Source organism: Flavobacterium cucumis, from assembly GCF_900148835.1.
GTDB classification, from domain to species: Bacteria; Bacteroidota; Bacteroidia; order Flavobacteriales; family Flavobacteriaceae; genus Flavobacterium; species Flavobacterium cucumis.
In genome coordinates, this window is record NZ_FRYK01000007.1 from 23,109 (window position 1) to 43,645 (window position 20,537).

Annotated in this window: 15 protein-coding genes and 1 tRNA gene; 9 read left to right on the forward strand and 7 right to left on the reverse strand. The window is 33.7% G+C overall.

Annotated elements, in window-relative coordinates:
* Window positions 1-68: 68 nt before the first annotated feature.
* Window positions 69-581, reverse strand: coding sequence for an NUDIX hydrolase (locus BUE95_RS13085; protein ID WP_073585246.1), 513 nt, complete (start codon window positions 579-581; stop codon window positions 69-71).
* A gap of 334 nt (window positions 582-915) precedes the next feature.
* On the opposite strand from BUE95_RS13085, the gene BUE95_RS13095 reads away from it, so the two are divergent.
* The 4 genes from BUE95_RS13095 to BUE95_RS13110 all read left to right on the forward strand — a co-directional run bounded on the left by BUE95_RS13095 (window position 916) and on the right by BUE95_RS13110 (window position 3,807).
* Window positions 916-2,133 (forward strand): glycosyltransferase family 4 protein, encoded by a 1,218-nt coding sequence (locus tag BUE95_RS13095; RefSeq protein WP_073585250.1) that lies wholly within the window; start codon window positions 916-918, stop codon window positions 2,131-2,133.
* Between the two features lie 217 nt (window positions 2,134-2,350).
* Window positions 2,351-2,893 carry an RNA polymerase sigma factor gene (locus tag BUE95_RS13100; protein ID WP_073585252.1) on the forward strand — a complete coding sequence of 181 codons (543 nt, stop codon included), beginning with the start codon at window positions 2,351-2,353 and terminating at the stop codon, window positions 2,891-2,893.
* A 30-nt stretch (window positions 2,894-2,923) separates the two neighbouring features.
* On the forward strand, window positions 2,924-3,346 hold the full coding sequence (locus tag BUE95_RS13105; RefSeq protein WP_073585254.1) for a hypothetical protein: 423 nt from the start codon (window positions 2,924-2,926) through the stop codon (window positions 3,344-3,346).
* 11 nt (window positions 3,347-3,357) lie between these two features.
* Window positions 3,358-3,807 carry a sensor of ECF-type sigma factor gene (locus BUE95_RS13110; protein WP_073585256.1) on the forward strand — a complete coding sequence of 150 codons (450 nt, stop codon included), beginning with the start codon at window positions 3,358-3,360 and terminating at the stop codon, window positions 3,805-3,807.
* A 23-nt stretch (window positions 3,808-3,830) separates the two neighbouring features.
* Here BUE95_RS13110 and BUE95_RS13115 read toward each other — a convergent pair whose 3' ends face one another.
* Entirely contained in the window at window positions 3,831-4,853 is a 1,023-nt protein-coding gene (locus BUE95_RS13115; RefSeq protein WP_073585258.1) for a WD40/YVTN/BNR-like repeat-containing protein, read from the reverse strand.
* 158 nt (window positions 4,854-5,011) lie between these two features.
* Between BUE95_RS13115 and BUE95_RS13120 the strand changes: the two genes are divergently transcribed.
* From BUE95_RS13120 to BUE95_RS13130, 3 genes are all read left to right on the forward strand, one after another.
* Entirely contained in the window at window positions 5,012-6,211 is a 1,200-nt protein-coding gene (locus BUE95_RS13120; protein WP_073585260.1) for a hypothetical protein, read from the forward strand.
* 70 nt (window positions 6,212-6,281) lie between these two features.
* On the forward strand, window positions 6,282-7,499 hold the full coding sequence (locus BUE95_RS13125; RefSeq protein ID WP_073585262.1) for an RsmB/NOP family class I SAM-dependent RNA methyltransferase: 1,218 nt from the start codon (window positions 6,282-6,284) through the stop codon (window positions 7,497-7,499).
* 3 nt (window positions 7,500-7,502) lie between these two features.
* The gene (locus tag BUE95_RS13130; protein WP_073585264.1) at window positions 7,503-8,645 is read left to right on the forward strand and encodes an endonuclease; all 1,143 of its coding nucleotides are present in this window, start codon (window positions 7,503-7,505) and stop codon (window positions 8,643-8,645) included.
* A 96-nt stretch (window positions 8,646-8,741) separates the two neighbouring features.
* Here BUE95_RS13130 and BUE95_RS13135 read toward each other — a convergent pair whose 3' ends face one another.
* The 5 genes from BUE95_RS13135 to BUE95_RS13155 form a co-directional block, all read right to left on the reverse strand.
* Window positions 8,742-9,605, reverse strand: a complete 864-nt coding sequence (locus BUE95_RS13135; RefSeq protein ID WP_073585266.1) for a bestrophin family protein — start codon at window positions 9,603-9,605, stop codon at window positions 8,742-8,744.
* 78 nt (window positions 9,606-9,683) lie between these two features.
* Window positions 9,684-10,988 carry a TolC family protein gene (locus BUE95_RS13140; RefSeq protein ID WP_073585268.1) on the reverse strand — a complete coding sequence of 435 codons (1,305 nt, stop codon included), beginning with the start codon at window positions 10,986-10,988 and terminating at the stop codon, window positions 9,684-9,686.
* Between the two features lie 3 nt (window positions 10,989-10,991).
* On the reverse strand, window positions 10,992-14,078 hold the full coding sequence (locus BUE95_RS13145; RefSeq protein ID WP_073585270.1) for an efflux RND transporter permease subunit: 3,087 nt from the start codon (window positions 14,076-14,078) through the stop codon (window positions 10,992-10,994).
* A gap of 36 nt (window positions 14,079-14,114) precedes the next feature.
* Window positions 14,115-15,185, reverse strand: coding sequence for an efflux RND transporter periplasmic adaptor subunit (locus BUE95_RS13150; protein ID WP_073585272.1), 1,071 nt, complete (start codon window positions 15,183-15,185; stop codon window positions 14,115-14,117).
* A 155-nt stretch (window positions 15,186-15,340) separates the two neighbouring features.
* Complete coding sequence (locus BUE95_RS13155; protein ID WP_073585274.1) at window positions 15,341-17,875, reverse strand: DUF559 domain-containing protein; 2,535 nt, start codon at window positions 17,873-17,875, stop codon at window positions 15,341-15,343.
* A gap of 143 nt (window positions 17,876-18,018) precedes the next feature.
* Between BUE95_RS13155 and BUE95_RS13160 the strand changes: the two genes are divergently transcribed.
* Both BUE95_RS13160 and BUE95_RS13165 read left to right on the forward strand, forming a co-directional pair.
* Window positions 18,019-20,079 (forward strand): M1 family metallopeptidase, encoded by a 2,061-nt coding sequence (locus BUE95_RS13160; RefSeq protein WP_073585276.1) that lies wholly within the window; start codon window positions 18,019-18,021, stop codon window positions 20,077-20,079.
* 257 nt (window positions 20,080-20,336) lie between these two features.
* Window positions 20,337-20,424: transfer RNA gene (locus tag BUE95_RS13165), tRNA-Ser, on the forward strand.
* The last annotated feature ends 113 nt before the right edge of the window (window positions 20,425-20,537 follow it).

Genomic DNA, 20,537 nt, shown 5'->3' on the forward strand with positions numbered 1-20,537 from the left:
TTCTTTTTTATACCAAATCTGTTGTTGAAATCGGATGAATTCTCTTTGAATTTATCCGATTTTATTTTTCAGACGCTATAATAAGTACCTATCACCTTTCGTATTGAAACAAAGCCTATTTGATTCAAATCAATTGCAGCGCGTTTTACCCAAATCAACTCCTGAATCTCATCCTCAGCAGCTACCTGAATCACATCACTTGCCAAACTACATTCATAAAAAATATCCATCGTTCTATACGGTACATTTTTATACAAATAATTGTTTGGTGAAGTTGTGATATATTTTAAATCAGAGGGTTTTAAATTCATACCCAACTCCTCTTTAATCTCTCTACAAGCCGCTTCCTCAGCTGTTTCATCTGGATCGATAAACCCACCTGGCAAATCCCACTTGCCTTTGTCTGGATCCACATTTCGAACCGTAAACAATACTTTATCCTCAAACGTAAAAATAATTGCTACAGCCGCTGCTATATTATGATAATACGTAAAGCCACAATCATCACACAAAAAACGACGATTATCAGGAAATGTAAAATGAGTCGACCCACAACTTGGACAAAATTTAAAAAAAGTCATTTAATTTAGTGATTAGTGATTAGTGATTAGTGATTAGTGCAAATTTACTTTTTACTTTTTACTTTTTACTTTTTACTTTTTACTTTTTACTTTTTACTTTTTACTTTTTACTTTTTACTTTTTACTTTTTACTTTTTACTTTTTACTTTTCACTTCTCACTTCTCACTTTTCACTTTTCACTTCTCACTTCTCACTTCTCACTTCTCACTTCTCACTTCTCACTTCTCACTTCTCACTTTTCACTTTTCACTTTTCACTTTTCACTTTTCACTTTTCACTTTTCACTTCTCACTTCTCACTTCTCACTTTTTAAAAAATAACTACTTTTACAACATGAAGCATTTAGTCATCATAGGAGCCGTATGGCCAGAACCTAATTCAACAGCAGCTGGAAGTCGAATGTTGCAACTCCTTTCGTTATTTCAAAACCATGAGTATAAAATTACATTTCTATCGTCAGCTACCCCTTCTGATTTCTCTTTTGACTTGAGTTCCATTGGCATTCAAACGAAAGCTATTCAACTAAATAACAGCTCCTTTGATAGCATCATAAAAGAATTGAATCCTAATGTGGTACTGTTTGACCGTTTCATGATAGAAGAACAATACAGTTGGCGTGTGATGGAAAACTGTCCGAATGCTTTGCGAATTTTAGATACCGAAGATTTGCATTTCCTAAGAAAAGCTCGAGAAGTAGCGTTCAAACAAAATCGGGAATTGGTATTCGAAGATTATATTTCGGATACATTTAAGCGTGAAATGGCTTCCATATACCGATGCGATATAACCTTATTGATTTCGGAATACGAAATGCAACTGGCAACCGAAACTTTTAAAATTGATACTTCTCTTTTGTATTATTTACCTTTCTTATCTGAAAAAACACCTTTTAATAGTGCTAGTTTTAAAGAACGAAAAAATTTTGTGAGTATTGGTAACTTTTTACACGAGCCGAATTGGCAAACGGTTTTACAGTTAAAAAAATATTGGAAATCAATAAAAACACAACTTCCAGAAGCTGAATTACATGTTTATGGTGCTTATGTAACCGAAAAGGCCAAACAATTACACAACGAAAAAGAAGGCTTTTTAATTAAAGGAAGGGCCGAAAGTGTTGCTGAAATATATGCAAAAGCAAAAGTTTTATTAGCACCGATTCCTTATGGCGCTGGTTTGAAAGGAAAATTATTTGAAGCCATGAATTTGGGATTACCTTCCATAACAACAAGAATAGGCGCTGAAGGCATGCACGGAAAATTAGCCTGGAATGGTTTTATCACCTCAGATGAAAATGATTTTGTAGAAAAAGCTGTCGAATTGTATACTAACAAATCCTTTTGGGAAACCGCTCAAAATAATGGTTATGAAATTATTAAAAAACGTTTTAAAAAAGAATTATTTGCAACTGATTTTATGAATAAAATAGAACACCTTCAAGGCAATTTAAAAAAACATAGAAACCAAAATTTCTTGGGACAAATTTTACAACATCAAAGCTTACAAAGTACTAAATACATGAGCAAGTGGATTGAAGTGAAGAATGGTAAATAAAATTTTAATAGCGACTATTTGTTTTGTACGAAAGTCGCTACTGAAAGACACTATTCTAAAAAGTGTGTAAGTTAAAAATTAAACCATATAAAGCTTTTTGCTGACGATTTACATTATCTAAACTTAGTGTTATTTAAATGCAAATAAAGTATACCCATCGAAACAACGAATTAAACCTTTTTAGATATCTTTAGTCTTAGATACAAACCCAAACACTTTGCAAGACGAAAAAGCATTTATTTTGGAATTATTAAATCCTAAAACGCAAAACGTAGCGTTTCAAAAGCTTTTGCAATTGTATCAAAAACCATTGTATTATCACATACGAAATATGGTTTTAAATCATGAGGATGCCGATGATGTACTTCAGAACACGATGTTAAAGGTATTTCGGAATCTCAAGAATTTTAAAGGAGAGAGCAAATTATACTCTTGGATGTATCGAATTGCTACTAACGAAGCACTAACATTGCTGCAACAACGGGCAAAAAAACAAGGAATTTCAAATGTGGAAGCCCAACAAAAAGCAATAGAAAAATTAGAAAGTGATGTATACTTTGAAGGAACTGAGCTACAATTACAACTGCAAAAAGCTATAGCGACCTTACCTCAAAAACAACAAATTGTCTTTACAATGCGCTACTTTGAAGAAATAAAATATGAAGAAATGTCGGATATCTTGAATACCTCAGTAGGCGCTCTAAAAGCAAGTTATCACATTGCGGTAAAGAAAATTGAAGATTTTTTAAAAACTAATTAAACCATTACGCCTAATCTTTGTCTAATAATCATGAAACCTATCGATTTAGAAAATAATAAAAAAATAGCATCCGGATTCAAAGTCCCCGACCATTACTTTGATAAATTTGAAGCAACGCTAATGGAGGAAATTTTAAAAGAACAAGGATCAAAGGTTGTGCCTTTGTGCTCTAGAAAAAAAATTTGGATCAGTACTCTAGCAGCTGTTCTTTTATTATCCATTGGGTTTACAACCTATTGGAACAATGCCCAGGAAAACAAAATTGATGCCGTTACAATCGAAAATTATTTAGCACAACAAAGGATAAGTACTTCCGAATTAACAAAACATCTAACGAATGACGATATAGAAGCTTTGGAAGAAAATTTATATCCCAATGAAGCTTATTTAGAAGCGATTGAAGATCATCTTTTGGAATCAGAAAACCTAGAATATCATAGTAACGAATTTTAAAAAAAGTACTTATGAAAACAAAATGGATACTTATAATTGTATGTTTTTTTACAACTTCTTTTTTATTTTCTCAAAATTTTAAAGCGCGAAAAGAAAAAGTAAAAGCCTTAAAAGTTGCGTTCATAACAGAGCAACTAGCATTAACATCAGAAGAAGCACAAAAATTTTGGCCCATCTATAATGCGTTTAATGAGAAGCAATCGGTTTTACGCAATGAAAAAATGAATGCTATTTTGGACCGATTTCAACCAGGAAATGTAGAAGCCTTAAGTGAAAAAGAAGCCTCTGCTTCTCTAATTCAAATGGAAAAAATTGAAGACGATTTATTTCAATTGAGAAAGAAATTTATTAAAGACTTACAAAGTGTTATTAGCGCTAAAAAAATCATAAAACTTAAAAAAGCTGAAGAAGATTTTAATAGAGTACTTTTAAAACAAATGCGAGAAAGAAGAAGAGGTTAGGTCTATTTATTTTTGAATTAATTTTATTTTATTTGAAATCGAACCAACTTATTTCTTCCAGTAGCATAAAACACTTTTTCCGATTCAAATCTAAAGGTAAAAAAAGCTTTATCCTCAGAAAATTTAATCCAACTTTTGCCAAAATCATCGGAATAATACATACCTGTACCCCCTACAGAAATGATTTCTTTTCCTTTACTATTCGGAACAAATTGTATACAAGAGGCATAACCAAAAGCTTCTTTATCGGAAACTAACTTCCAAGTTTTACCGCCGTTTTTGGTAATCGCTTTGTTAGCCCAATTTTGGTCTTGCTTTTCATAATTTCCACCGGCAATAATTCCGATTTTTTCATTGTAAAAATCGGCTGTAAAGATACCTGTCATGGTTTCGCCCTGAACTATTGGTGTTGCATAAACGTTCCAGGAACTTCCAAAATCTTCAGAAACAAAAACCCTAGATTGCTTTCCTCCTGAAACCATGAAAATTGATTTCCCTTTTATAATTAAATTCGTATTACTAGTTGCAAAAGCAGCTTCCCCTTCTGAAACTTTTGGTAATAGCTCGCAATTTACTTTTTGCCAAGTTTTGCCTCCATCATTAGTCTTGAGGAATGATAAGCAATTTTCAACAGGATCACCCATGGCAAAACCATTCAAATCATCAACAAACTGCATACTATCATAAAACACTTTTTCGTGCACTTCTCTATACACAACACTTTCTTCCAACGTTTTTTTATCGATACGAATTAACAGGGCTGGGTTCCCAACAGCCAAAATAAAAATAGCTGCCTTTGTTTGGGCGATACTTCTAAATTCAGTAGTTCTAGCTACCAATTGAATATCACTTATGATGGTAGTATCATTTCTCTTGTCATAAAATCCATAACGTCCTTTGTCCATTCCCATCCACACCCTTTCATCGTCAACCAGAATTGCTCTACAACTCAATTTAGTCTCAAGAATAACTTCTGATTGAAATTTTTCTTGCTGTGCTAATACAGAAATAGTTATAAAATTCAGAAATAAAAATATTTTTTTCATGAGAATTGGATTAGGTATCAAATATACTTGAAATGATTTTAGAACAAAAAATAAATTTCTAAATACTTCATAACCAATACTTTGTTTTTGTTTAAAAATTTTGGCACAGTAATTGGATAAGTTATGAAAAGAAATAAGAACCTTAAAACGAAACTATTATGAAAACTAAATTGATACATCTGAGCTTACTGGCTTCATTGACAATAGGTACTATCTTTGCACAGGACAAAACTACCGTTGTTGCTAAAAATTCTGACATCAGCGACAACTTAGATTTACGAGCGGTGGCTACCGTTTTTGGAGACGCGAGGGATTTAGAAGATTTTGAAAGAAGATTGAATGATCCAAAAACGCAAATTTCGAATTTAGATTTGAATAACGATAATTACGTTGATTATTTAAGGGTTATTGAAACTGTTGAAGGGAATGTACATTTGGTTGTAGTTCAAGCGGTTTTAGATAGAGATGTGTATCAAGATGTGGCAACCATTGAGGTAGAGCGTGATGGTAATAACCGAGTACAAGTACAGGTGGTAGGTGATGTTTATATGTATGGTGCCAATTATATATACGAACCTGTTTATGTACATACACCTTTGATTTACACCACTTTTTGGGTACGAAACTATCGTCCTTACTATTCTTCATGGTATTGGAACTATTATCCAAGTTATTATACCTATTGGAATCCATTTCCTATTTTCCGATACAGAAACCACATTCATGTGCATATTAATTTTGGACACACCTATCATTATGCCACTCACAGAAGATGTGCTGTAGTGTATAACAACTATTATGGAAGAAGAGGAAATGGCTATGAAAGAAGATATCCGAACCGTTCTTTTACGCACCGAAATGCAGGATATGCTAACCGTTATGAATTGGATTCAAGAAGAAATTCAAATGGTCCTAGAAGTAGAAATGACATCGCTTCCAACGCTACAAGAGGCAATCGCGAATCAAGAACATTTAACAGTTCCGCTACTAGAACAAGAAATGAGGCTAGAACATCTAGAAACAATGAGGCAAGAGGTAATAACGAAACACGAGAAAATAGAAGAAACACAGCAAGAGTAAATACCGAAAGCAGAACAAGAAACGAAGCTTCTAGAACTGATAATAATAGAACCTACTCTGAGCGAAACAGAAATACGGCGAGAGAAAGAGGTACCTTTTCTAATAATGCAAAAAGAAATTCAGAACCTCGTGAAAGAAATGTAATGAGTACGGGCAGTAGAAGAAATAGTGACGCCAGAGACGCATCATCAAGAGGTAACGCCCCATCCAGAAACACTGCTCCTAGAGAGAATTCAAACTCAAGAGGATCAGAATCGAGAGGTAACGGAAGAGGTTAAAAAGTAAAGCTGTCAAATTTGACAGCTTTTTGTTTTTATTCGTATCTTTGCCAGCTATTTAAAATAAAGAATGAGATTACACAGAAATTTAGTATTCACTACTATCGATTCGCTAATGGCGATTTTTAACGAAGGTGAGTATGCTGATAAAGTGGTGGCCAGAGCACTTAAAAAAGACAAACGTTGGGGAAGTCACGATAGAAAATTCGTAGCCGAAACCATTTACGAAATCGTAAGATGGAAACGTTTATACACCGAAATCGCAGAAGTAAAAGAACCTTTTGATCGAGATAAGATTTGGAGAATCTTTGCCGTATGGGCAGTATTAAGAGGCTACAATCTACCCGATTGGAAATATTTTGAAGATACACCAGTAAGAAGAATCAAAGGAAAATTTGATGAATTAACCAAAACCAGAAAATTCAGAGAATCAATTCCGGATTGGATGGATGAATTAGGGGTTAAGGAATTGGGTGAAGAAAAATGGACAAAAGAAATTGCGGCTCAAAACGAACAAGCTAAGGTGATTTTGAGAGTAAATCGTCTCAAAACAACCAAAGAAAAATTAAGAGCGCTTTTAATGGATTTGAATATTGAAACCGAATTTCATAAAGACTATCCAGATGCTTTAATTTTGACAGAAAGAGCCAACGTATTTTTAACAGATGCCTTTAAAGATGGGTTGTTTGAAGTACAAGATGCTTCCTCACAATTAGTAGCGTATTTCTTAGATGTGCAACCTGGAATGCGAGTAGTAGATACTTGTGCAGGTGCGGGTGGAAAAACACTCCATTTAGCATCATTAATGGAAAACAAAGGACAATTAATTGCTATGGATTTATACGAAAGTAAATTAAAGCAATTAAAAATAAGAGCGAAAAGAAATGGCGCTTTCAATATCGAACCAAGAGTTATTGAAAGTACAAAAACCATAAAAAAATTACATGAAAAAGCGGATAGAGTTTTAATCGATGCGCCTTGTAGTGGATTGGGAGTTTTAAAAAGAAATCCGGACAGTAAATGGAAATTACAACCTGAATTCATTGACAATATCCGTAAAGTACAAGCAGAAGTATTAGAAAATTATTCAAAAATCGTAAAACCTGGAGGTAAGTTGGTCTACGCAACTTGTTCCGTTTTACCTTCAGAAAATCAAGAGCAAATCAAACACTTCTTAACTACCGAAATTGGTAAAGAATTTACTTTTGTTAAAGACCAAAAAGTATTAGCAAGTGAAAGTGGCTTCGACGGATTTTATATGGCTTTATTAGAAAGAAAAAATAAATAGTTTATGAAAAAGAACTTTACCTTACTACTTTTTTTACTAGTTTCAGCGACTAGCTGGGCACAAATACCTACAGGCTATTACAATAGTGCAACAGGAAATGGTTATGCATTAAAAACCCAATTGAGTGCAATTATTACCGCTGGCCATACTGATCAAGGCTATTCTGGTTTGTGGAGTTTATATGCAAATAACAATGCATTTCATGATATCTATGATGAAAACGATGGAACTATTTATGACATTTATTCTGAAAAACCAAATACCAACGACCCTTACAATTTTACGCCAATAGCCAATCAATGTGGTAATTATTCTGGTGAAGGTGATTGTTATAACAGAGAGCATTTGGTTCCACAATCTTTTTTTGATGATTATGCAGTAGACCCGATGAAAAACGACCCTTTTCATGTTGTACCTTCTGATGGTAAAGTTAATGGTGATAGAGGAAATTTACCTTTCGGTAAAGTTGCCTCTGTAAATTACACTTCTCTAAACGGCTCAAAAAGAGGTGCTAACACTATGAATTCTTTTTCAAACTACAATGGAATTGTGTTTGAGCCAATTGACGAATTCAAAGGGGATATAGCAAGAGCCTTTTTTTATTTTGCTACCCGATATGAAGATTTAATAGATAATTTTTACAATGCCGCTGATCCAGCAACTTGTCAAGCAAGAAATATGTTTGATGGTTCTACAGATAAAGTTTTTTCGGATAATTTCATTTTATTGCTTATCAAATGGCACAAACAAGACCCTGTTTCTGCAAAAGAAATCGCTCAGAACAACGCAATTTATAATTTTCAAGGAAATAGAAATCCCTTCATAGATAATCCAAATTATGTATGCTTAATTTGGTCTTCTTTTTGTGATACAGTTGACACACTATCTTCCGATAATTTTACTTTTGAAAATAGTGTTTCAATTTATCCTAATCCTGCGATTAACAACGAAGTTAGCATTGCTTCTGAAATAGAATTAAAATCAATTACAGTTTTCAATCTTAACGGTCAAATAGTTCAAGAAATTAAAAATCCAACACCTGTTACAAATAGTTCTTATAAAATAAACAACTTACCTAGCGGATTTTACTTGATTCAATTGGCTTCAGAAAATGCCCTTACAACTAAGAAAATCATGGTGAATTAAAAAGACTATCATGAATAATAAATAAAAAAAATACTGCTTCTGAGCAGTATTTTTTTTGGTTCCTATTCATCGATTAACATGCTATCTTATTTCGATTTAAAGAATTTCCTCGACATGCTTTTTAATATTAGCCGCCATTTTAGTCATTGGTAAATCATTAGCATCATTCCCAAAAGGATCTTCAATTTCCTCTGCAATCAACTCCAAACTGGCCAATACATAGAATATAAAAATAACGACAGGAATGACATAATAACCGAGACTAAATACAAATCCAAAAGGCAAGGTCATGACAAAAAAGAAAATGAACTTTTTAATGAACGAACTATAAGAATAAGGAATAGGGGTATTCTTTATTCGTTCACAAGCACCACAAATATCGGTAAAGGACTGCAATTCGGCATTAATGATAAAAAACTGATCTCCAGAAATTTTTCCTGAAATATATAAATCATTAGCTTTTTGAAACAACATCTTGGCAACTTGATTGGGACGGTGTTTATGATGATCCATTTCCAATGCTAAACCTTCAAACAACATTTTGCTAACGTCTTCATTCAGTAAATGCTTTGAAAGTACGGATGCATAGGCTGGAATTACCTTCTTAAAAAAATTCCTATCACTTTCTTCTGGTAAATAAGCTGAAAGTTTAAGGGCTAAGTTTCGGCTATTATTAACCAAAGAACCCCACTGCTTTCTTCCCTCCCACCAACGATCATATGCAGTATTCGTTCGGTAAGCCAAAAGAAGAGATAAAACAAAACCAACAGTAGTGTGCATAACCGTTAAGTTCTTTACATGGCTATTTTCAGAAAGCTTCCAATATTCAAGCTCTAAATAGGCAACACCAGCAGCGTAACAACCAATAAAAACCATCATTGGAATTAATTGCCGAAAGGTATCCGATTCATGAAAACGGAAAATGAACGTAATCCAATCTTTTGGGTTGTATTGAACCATCTTTTATTTTTTATAGTTTACGATGTTTGAGCGTTTAAACATGATGCAAAACACCAACACTTTCACAAAAATAAAATATTAATTCAATTTTAGAGTACCTGCTAATTCTTTTAAATTAATTTCCGACAATTTAGTCAAGTATTGTGCATTTGAATAGCGAACCGATGCTTCAATAAAATTCTGCTGTGCCGTTCTAAATTCAATCGTAGTAATAGTACCTATCTTGAATTTCGCTAATGTGATATCCAAATTTTGTTTCGCAATTTCAAGATTGGTTGCTTCTACTTTAGCCAATTCTAAATTGGTTTGATAGCTGGCATAAAGAGCCCCTAATTGAGAAGATAACGATAGCTTTTGTTGCGCTAACACCAAACTTGCATTCTCCACCTGATATTTGGCTACCTTCTCATTTTTGTTTTGAAGAAACCCGTTAAAAATTGGAACAGTAGCTGTAACACCATAAACAAAACCTTGCCCCGATGATTGCGTAATAAATCCTAAAGAGGCCTCAGATCGAGTAAAGTTATAACCAGAGGTAACACGAATAGTCGGATATCGATTGCCTTTTACCTGTTTTAAATTCAAATCGGCTATTTTCTTGGACAAAATTTGGGCTTGAAGTTGTGGATTTTGCTGTTCTGCTGTAGCTCTCAAATCTTCAAAACTTAAATTTTCTTCAAAAACAATATCCCTATCCACAACAAAATCGGTTTGAATATCTCGAACTAATAATTCATTCAATCTAATTTTGGTTACTTTATAAAGTTCTTTTTGTTTTAATAACAAACTTAAATCGCTATTCAAGTCAACTTGTGCATTTAATACTTCTAACTTGGATGCTTTTCCAATACTGAAACGATTTTGTGCGGTAGTTAAACGCTGATTAGAAATTACAATTGCAGTATCTAAAGACGTAATAACTTGTTGTTGCTGTACTAAATCAAAATAAGTCAAATAAACATCACTAATCCTGGTCAAAATGGCTGCTTGTAGTTCAGACTTTCCTTGTTGTTCTAAAACGGCTAATTGTTCTTTACGAGCAAACATACTCAAACCATCAAATATAGTCCAATCTAGCCCAACACCATAGCTCAAGTTCATATTTTTAGCATTGTCTAGTTCTCTAACAGAACCATCTATCTGAGTTTGCTTCGTATCAATTTGACTGTTGTTATTGGTAAAATTAGCATTAAGAGAAGGTATCAAGCCCGCATTAGCTAAATTATTATTAGTAGCATCAATTTTTAAATTATTAGATGCAATCTTAATATCATAATTGTTCTCTAAAGCTATTTTTACAGCGTTCTCTAATGTCAATAATTCTTGTGCTTGAACGGATAATCCGAAAAAGAATAAAAAAACTATCTTATAAATCTTTTGCATATCTTATTTTTCTAAAGCGTCTATATTATCAAATTCTGGGCGGTGTTTTTTTGCCTTCGACCACATTAAGTATATTGCTGGAATAACATACAACGTTAATACTAGTGAGAACATGGTCCCCCCTACAATAACAACCCCCATTCCCATTCTACTCGCAGAAGCCGCTCCTAAAGATAACGCAATTGGCAATGCTCCTAAAGCAATGGCCAAACTTGTCATAAGAATAGGACGCAAACGCGCTTCTGAAGCTTCTAAAATCGCATCATATTTTGCTACACCTTGTTCCCTGAGTTGGTTCGCAAATTCGACAATTAAAATACCATTTTTAGTAACCAAACCAATCAGCATGACGGTTCCAATTTGACTGAATATGTTCCATGTTTGTCCAAATAACCACAGTGAAAATAAGGCACCAGCAACAGCCATTGGTACAGTTAAAATAATAATAAACGGGTCAACAAAACTTTCAAATTGAGCCGCTAATATCAAATAAATCAACAATAAAGCTAATCCGAAAGCAAAAGAGGTATTGGAACTACTTTCTACGAAATCTCGAGACTCACCCCCTAAATCTGTAGTGAACGTTTCATCCAAAACTTTCTCTTTAATCTCGTCCATGGCATTAATACCATCAATCATACTTTTACCAGGAGCCAAACCAGCAGAAACCGTTGCCGACATGTAACGATTATTATGGAATAATTGCGGTGGATTACTTTGCTCTTCAACCTCTACCACATTATCTAACTGAATCAAATCCCCTACATTATTTTTAACAAACATCGACGTCAAATCCAATGGGGCATCACGGTCTTTTTCATCAAACTGACCAATAACTTGATACTGTTTCCCATCTTTCATAAAATAACCAAAACGCTGACCACTTAAAGACAATTGCAAGGTTTGAGCCACATCTAAAACAGAAATTCCTAAACTTTCTGCTTTTTCTCGGTTAATGGTAACGTTGATTTCTGGCTTATTAAATTTCAGGTTAACATCCACATTAGAAAAGGTTTCATTCTTACTTGCCTCTTCCATAAATTGTGGAATTTTTTCTCTTAACTTTTCAAAGTTAGGGGCTTGAATAATGTATTGTATCGGCAAACCACCTCTTCGATTTACTGAAATAGTGGGTTGTTCAGAAACATTTACCTTAGCTTGTGGATATTTTTTAGTCCATTTATTTAAATCATTAACAATGTCCTTTTGAGATTTTTCTCGTTCATTAGGTTCAACTAAAGCTAAACGTACTCTCCCTGAATTTACTGATGATGATAAAAATCCAGGTGAAGTAATTACTAAAGCAATTTTTCTCTCAGGAATTGAATCTGTAATCAATTGCGACAATTCTTGCATAAATCGATCTGTATATTCGTAGGTAGAACCTTCTGGGGTAGTAACACTGACTACTCCTAAACTTCTATCATCATAAGGAGCTGTCTCTTTTGGAAGAATAGAAAAGAACAATACAATCAAACCTACACATCCTACAATTATCGGGAAACTTAACCATTTTCTACTTAAAAAACGAGCAAGTGAATTAGCATACGTTTTGTTCAAATTCAAGAAAAACGGTTCGGTAAACTCATAAAACTTGGTTCTTTTTTGTTCACCACCCTTCATTAAATAAGCATTCAACATTGGGGTTAGCGTAAGTGAAACAAAAGCAGATATCAATACCGCAGCGCCGATTACTACACCAAATTCTCGGAACAATCGCCCAACGAAACCTTCTAAGAAAACAATTGGTAAGAATACAGCCGCTAGCGTTACAGAAATCGAAATTACAGCAAAGAAAATCTCGTTTGAACCTTTTATAGCTGCTTCGATTGGCGACATCCCTTCCTCTACTTTTTTAAAGATATTTTCTGTGACTACGATTCCATCATCTACCACTAATCCCGTGGCTAAAACAATTGCTAAAAGAGTTAATACATTGATTGAAAACCCACACAAATACATGATAAAAAAAGTTGCTATCAAAGAAACGGGAATGTCAATCAATGGTCGAAACGCTATGGACCAATCTCTAAAAAACAAAAAGATAATGATAATAACTAGAATTACAGAGATTAATAACGTTTCAGCAACTTCAACTACCGATTTTTTTATAAATAAAGTGTTATCAAGAGCAATATTAAGCTCTATATCCGAAGGTAACTCTTTTTTTAATCGCTCAAACTCTTTATAAAACTGATCCGCAATTTCTAAATAATTGGTCCCAGGCTGAGGAATAATTGCGACAGCAACCATAGGCTTACCATTAGCCGTTAATTTTGTTTCCAAATTTTCAGGAGCCAAAACAGCATAACCAATATCGCTCAAGCGTACCGTCTTATTAGCATCTGATACGATAATGATTTCATTAAATTCTTTCTCAGTAGATAGGTTTCCAAGAGTTTTTACCATTAGTTCGGTGTTAGCTCCTGTAAGTTTTCCCGATGGTAGTTCAACGTTTTGTTTGTCTAGTGCAGCTCTAACATCAGAAACCGTAATCCCATAAGAGTTCAATTTTATTGGATCCATCCAAATACGCATAGAGTACCTTTTTTGACCCCAAATTTGAACGCTACTAACTCCTGGTATAGTTTGAATTCGCTCTGCTATAACATTTTCAGCATAGTCACTCAGTTCAAGGGGGTTTTTGGAATTACTTTGAACGGTCATCGAAATAATGGCATCGGAGTCTGCATCCGCTTTTGATACTACTGGTGGTGCATCAATATCTTGCGGAAGACTTCTAATGGCTTGTGAAACTTTATCTCGTACGTCATTAGCCGCTTCTTCCAGATTTTTTTCAAGTTTAAACTCAATTGTAATATTACTGGATCCTTGATTACTTGACGAACTAATATTTCGAATACCATCAATGGAATTGATCGCCTTTTCTAAAGGTTCCGTAATTTGCGATTCAATAATATCGGAATTAGCACCGGTATAATTTGTTCTCACATTAATTACTGCAGGGTCAATAGAAGGATATTCTCTGACTCCTAGATAGCTGTAGCCCAAAATTCCAAATAATATAATCAAAAGATTTATTACGATGGTGAATACGGGTCTTTTTATACTTAGTGTTGATAAAGTCATTGGTAGTTAGGTTTTTTATGATTTAAAAAAGAACCTTTATTTGGTTTTTTGCTTTAAATTAACTTTAATATCGGCATCATTCTTCAATGACATAATGCCTGACGTTAAAAGTGTGTCTCCTGATTTAACACCATCAGTAACAATAACATCTTTCGCTGTTCTTGTAATCGTCTCTATTTTAACTTCTTTCGCTTTTCCGTTATTGGCAATGTAAACCACTTTACCATCCTGAACAGGCACTACAGCTTCTGAAGGAATACGAATTGCATTTTTAATATTTTTAAGGGGTAATTCTACTGTAGCGAAAGTACCTGCTATCAATTTCCCGTCAGGATTTTCACCCGAAGCTCTAATTTTTAAAGTACGAGTAGCAATCTCAATTTCAGGTTCAATAGCATAAATTTTGGCCGTAAATTTTTCAGGATGATTAGGAATCGTGAATTGTATTTGGGTATTGTTTTCAACTTCAGACGCATATTTTTCTGGAATTGAGAAACTAATTTTAACCTGATTAGAACTTACCAACTTGGTAATCAAAGTAGTAGGCGTAACATAGGTGCCCGGCGAAATATTTCTCAAACCTATACGTCCTGAAAAAGGAGCTCTAATCGTGGTTTTTGCAATTTGAGCTTGTATCAAATCTGCTTGCGCTTTTAAGCTTCTATACTCCGCACTAGCAATATCATATTCTTCTTGACTTATAGCTTCTTTCTGTAGTAACAATTTTGCTCTTCTCTCATTTTCAGCAGCTAAATTCTGTCTGGTAATCGCTTGCGATAACTGGGCACGCAATTCAACATCATTAACCTTCAATAGCACTTGTCCTTTACTCACATTTGTACCTTCTGTAAAATATATTTTTTCAACTATACCAGAAACCTCACTTCTAATTTCAACATTTTCATTTGCTTCAATAGATCCAGAAAGAGAAATAACATTTGCAAAGTCATTCGAAGCCAAAACTACACCATCAACTGTTACTGCTGGTTTTTTATCTCCTTTTTGTCCTCCCTTACCCGATGCTTCCTTGTTTGATACAATACGATATCCAATTAATCCTACGATTACTACAATTAGTAACGTGATGCTTATGGTTTTTATTTTCATGATGAGAATTACTTTATACGCTACAAAACTATGTTTTACGAATTAAAAATGCCAAAACCTTACCATTTATTTAACATTGTTGTAGATACAAATGTTCTCATAGAAATTTGAAGTAATTTATTTTCAACCAACCCATAACCCATAACCCATAACCTCTAACTAATATAATTCCAAATAGTCTTTTTCTTTCCTAATTCGATGAAGGCTTCGCGTAATTTGACATGTTCCGGTTTTTCCATAGGAGCATCGTCCTTTAGGAGTTTTATAGCATGATAACGCGCTAATTGTAGAATTTCTTTATCTTTTACTAAATCAGCTATTTGAAGATTTAACACCCCACTTTGCTGTTTTCCCATAATATCTCCAGGTCCCCGCAATTTTAAGTCAACTTCCGAAATTTCAAAACCATCATTCGTGCGAACCATTGTTTCCATTCGAATTTTACTATCATTACTGAGTTTATGACCTGTCATCAAGATACAATAACTTTGTTCTGCTCCTCGACCTACACGACCGCGTAACTGATGCAATTGCGACAAACCAAAACGTTCCGCACTTTCAATCACCATGACAGAAGCGTTTGGTACGTTTACCCCAACTTCAATCACCGTTGTTGCAATCATGATATTGGTTTTCCCTTCTGCAAAACGGCGCATTTCTTCATCTTTATCCGCGGGTTTCATTTTTCCATGAACAATGGAAATAGAATATTGAGGTAATGGAAAATCTCTAGAAATACTTTCATAACCGTCCATCAAATCCTTGTAATCCATTTTTTCCGATTCTTGAATTAACGGATACACAATGTACACTTGACGCCCTTTGGCAATTTCATCTTTTAAGAATTTCCAAACTTTTAATCGGTTAGAATCATAGCGATGAACTGTTTGTATTGGTTTTCTTCCAGGAGGTAATTCATCAATAACAGAAATATCCAAATCACCATACAAACTCATCGCTAAAGTTCGAGGAATTGGAGTAGCAGTCATTACGAGTACATGAGGAGGAACAGCCCCTCCAACCTCCCCAGAAGGGAGGCTCTCCAAAATTCTGGTTATTTTTTTTAGTGTATTTTCGGTATTATTAATTACTTCTTCGTTGGTGAAACGAATCACTTTAAAACCAAATTCACTAAGTATTTGTGTTCGTAATTCATCAGCTTCTCTTTGTTCTAACGTATTATGGTAACCACTATCAACTTCAATTATTAGATTTTTTTCTAAACAAATAAAGTCAGCAATGAAAATATCTATAACATGTTGTCTCCTAAACTTATACTTTAGATTTTTATTTCTTAAACATTCCCAAAGAACATTTTCTGCTTGGGTACTATTTTTTTTATTCTCAGTTTTAAGTTCTTTTAAAAGTGCATAAGTTGAAGGGCGTGCTGTTTGATATTTCTGTATTACACGTTCCGTTTCCCCTCTTCTGGAGGGGTTAGGGGAGGCTTTTCCCCACAGTTTACTTCTTTGTTCTACACCAAATCGATGTTGTTCATCTATAATGGCTAAACCTAAATTATGAAATTGCACTTTGTCTTCTAACAAAGCATGCGTTCCAATTAAAATATCTAAAGTTCCATTTTCTAACGCTTCGTGAATTATTTTTCTTTCGGCAGTTTTAGTAGAACCTGTTAAAATTTTTATTGTTATATTTAATTCTTTCGCTAATTCGGTTATTCCATTAAAATGCTGGTTGGCTAGAATTTCTGTAGGCGCCATTAAGCAACTTTGAAATCCGTTGTCTTTTGCTAAAAGCATACACATTAAAGCTACAATCGTTTTTCCAGAACCTACGTCGCCTTGGAGCAAACGATTCATTTGAGCGTTACTCCCTAAATCGTTTCGGATTTCTTTTAGTACGCGTTTTTGGGCATTGGTTAAATCGAAAGGCAAATGATTTTTGTAGAAATTATTGAAGTTTTCCCCCACTCTTTCAAATGGCATTCCTTTAATTTTATGCTTGCGAATAAGATTCTTCGTAATCAATTGCAATTGAATGAAAAACAACTCTTCAAACTTCAATCGGAATTGCGCTTTTGCTAATAAATCTTGACTTTTTGGAAAATGAATATTGAACAACGCCGCATTTTTAGGAATCAACTTCAATTCGTCTAAAAGATAATTCGGTAAGTTTTCAGAAAACAGAGCTTGCGTTTCCACAAACAATTGTTGCATCATTTTATTAATGACTTTATTCGAAATCCCTTTATTGGCTAATTTTTCTGTACTCGGATAAACGGGTTGCATCGCCGAACGAAGGCTGGATTTGTGTTCTTCTAACATTTCCATTTCGGGATGCGCCATATTGTAAGTAGCACCAAACTGACTAACTTTTCCAAAAATCACATACGGAACATTGATTTTGATACTTTCACGAATCCATTTTTGACCTTGAAACCACACGAGTTCCATTTGACCTGTATCATCTACAAAAGTGGCCACTAGTCTTGATTTCCCTTTTCCTTGTTCAACCGTTTTGATATTAATAATTTTACCTACAATTTGAACTTCGGAATTGCTGTTTTGGAGCTCGTTAATTTTGTAATAACGGGTTCTATCGATATAACGGTTGGGAAATAAATTAAGTAAATCGATATATTTATGAATACCCAACTCCTTGCGCAATAAATCGCCACGTTGCGGACCAACGCCTTTGAGATATTCTATGGGAGTTTCAAGTAAATTCATTTATTATTAATTATCGTAGTGACAAGTCGCGACTTGTCTGTACTTATGTGTGGATTCAAAAGCGAAGATAGTTGATAATTTGTTAATTTAAAATCTGTGAAATTGAAAATGTTTATATTCGTACATTATTAAAATCCATCAAGATGTTTCGTATTCTTTTAGCTTTTTTTTTAATTACTATATCTTTTGCCCAACAAACAGATAAAGTTGATTTTATCAAATGTGATGCATCAGTTTCTCCAAATGCCTCAGAAAAATCAATTTATGGTGATGTTACTTATGAATTTAAAGTGAAAAATGCCATTGATACTATTAAAATTGATGCGAAGAATATGGAATTTTCAAGAGTTATGATTAACGGAAAATCTGTACAATACAAGAATTCAGGAAAAACATTGGATTTGTTTGAAGGATTTAAAAAAGGAAAAAATAAGCTAACTTTCAGTTATTCAGTAAAACCGAAACAAACCCTTTATTTTACGGGTTATCATGAAAATTTACAAATTTGGACACAAGGTCAAGGACGCTACACCAGCCATTGGTTACCTAGTTTTGATGATGTGAATGAAAAAGTGATTTTTAATATTACTGTAACAGATGTAAATCCAATTTTTAAGATTATTTCTAATGGTTTACCAAAGAAAAAACCAGATGTAATGTACATTGATCATTACTCTTTTGAAATGAAAAAACCAATGTCTTCTTATTTAGTTATGTTAGCCATTGGGAATTTTGAAAAGCAAACGGCGAGAACTAAATCAGGTACACCCTTAGAATTTTTCCTAAACAAAAAGGATGTTTCCAAATTTGAACCTACGTATCGTTATTCCAAAGAAATGTTTGATTATTTGGAGCAAGAAATTGGCGTAAAATACCCTTGGGGTATTTACCGACAAATTCCGGTGCGGGACTTTTTATATGCGGGAATGGAGAATACAACTTCTACGATTTTTGCACAAGATTTTGTAGTGGATGAAATAGGATTTAACGATAGAAACTATGTGAACGTCAACGCACACGAATTAGCCCATCAATGGTTTGGCGATTTGATTACGGCTCAGTCTGGAAAACACCATTGGTTGCAAGAAGGTTTTGCTACTTATTACGCATTATTGGCAGAACGTCATTTATTTGGAGATAATTATTTCTATGAAGAATTAAATGATTATGCCGAACAATTAAAACGCGCTTCCAAAACCGATACAATTCCAGTAATGAATGAAAAAGCGAGCTCGTTATCGTTTTATAAAAAAGGGGCTTGGGCCTTACATGTGATGCGTGAAGATATAGGAGTCAAGAATTTTCAGAAAGCAGTTAAAAAATATTTGAAGAAATACCAATATAAGAATGTAAACACGGATGATTTTTTAAAAATTATAAAAGAAGTTTCGAATTATGATGTGGAGCATTTTAAAAAAGTCTGGTTGGAAAAACCCGGATTTGAAATGGAAATCGCACAAAAATATTTGTTTAAAAACCAATTCCTTCAAAACTATTTTGCTGTAAAGAAAAGTAAGAAATCATTAGGCGAATTAACTGAAATTCTGAAATCCGATGCCTATTACCCTATCAAACAGCACATTGTATATCAAACACAAAATGTACCATTTGAAGAGCGTAAAGTGATTTTAGAAACCGCTTTGGCTACAAATAATATTTTAGTACGAAGAGCTGTTGCCGAATCAACACCGATAATTCCAGAGGCTTTTAAATCACAATACGAGACGTTATTGTATGATGCTTCCTATCAAACCAAAGAAATTGCATTGCTCAATCTATGGCAAAATTTTCCTGAAGATCATTTGCGCTATTTAGAACAAACGAAAGAAATCATTGGAAATAACGATAAAAGTTTCCGCCTTACTTGGTTGGCTTTAGCAATGAATACTGAAAAGCTAACGGAAGACATAAAATCAAATTCGTATAACCAATTGTTGGATTTTGCATCTGAAAACTACGAAAGTTCGGTGAGGCAAAATGCTTTAGAATTGTTATTGCAAATAAATCCATATGATGAGGAAGTAATTTCCTTATTATTTAAGACAACGATACATCACAAATGGCAGTTTACCAAATATGGAAGAGATAACATTAGAAGATTACTTAAGAATCAAGAGTACAGAAACAAAGTAGAAAATTTAGCTAAAATTTCAAACAAAGAGGATCAGGCATTATTTTTAAAATTTTTAAATGAAAAAATATAAGTAAAGGTTAAGTCTTTGATAGTATGGAAAAACAATTGCTGTTTTATTAGTAAACATAGATAATACAAGATAATAGTTGCTATTTTTAAAATATTTTATTCAGCACCCGACCCAAACAACTATTGATATTCAAATATTTATAAAAATCAGAATCTTTAGACCTATTTTTTTTCTTATTTTCTTTTAAAAACATTTGCAGAAACAAAAATTCGTTCTATATTTGCACTCGCAATCAGGAAATGACTGCGCGACTTATTGGAGAAATGGCAGAGTGGTCGAATGCGGCAGTCTTGAAAACTGTTGACTGTAACAGGTCCGGGGGTTCGAATCCCTCTTTCTCCGCCAGCTGGAAAGCAAATTAAATCAAAACCCTTTAAATCTTTGTATTTAAAGGGTTTTTTCTTTTACCACTTTATCATTTTATTCATTTTTAATCAAAATGTAGGAGTACTAAAAGG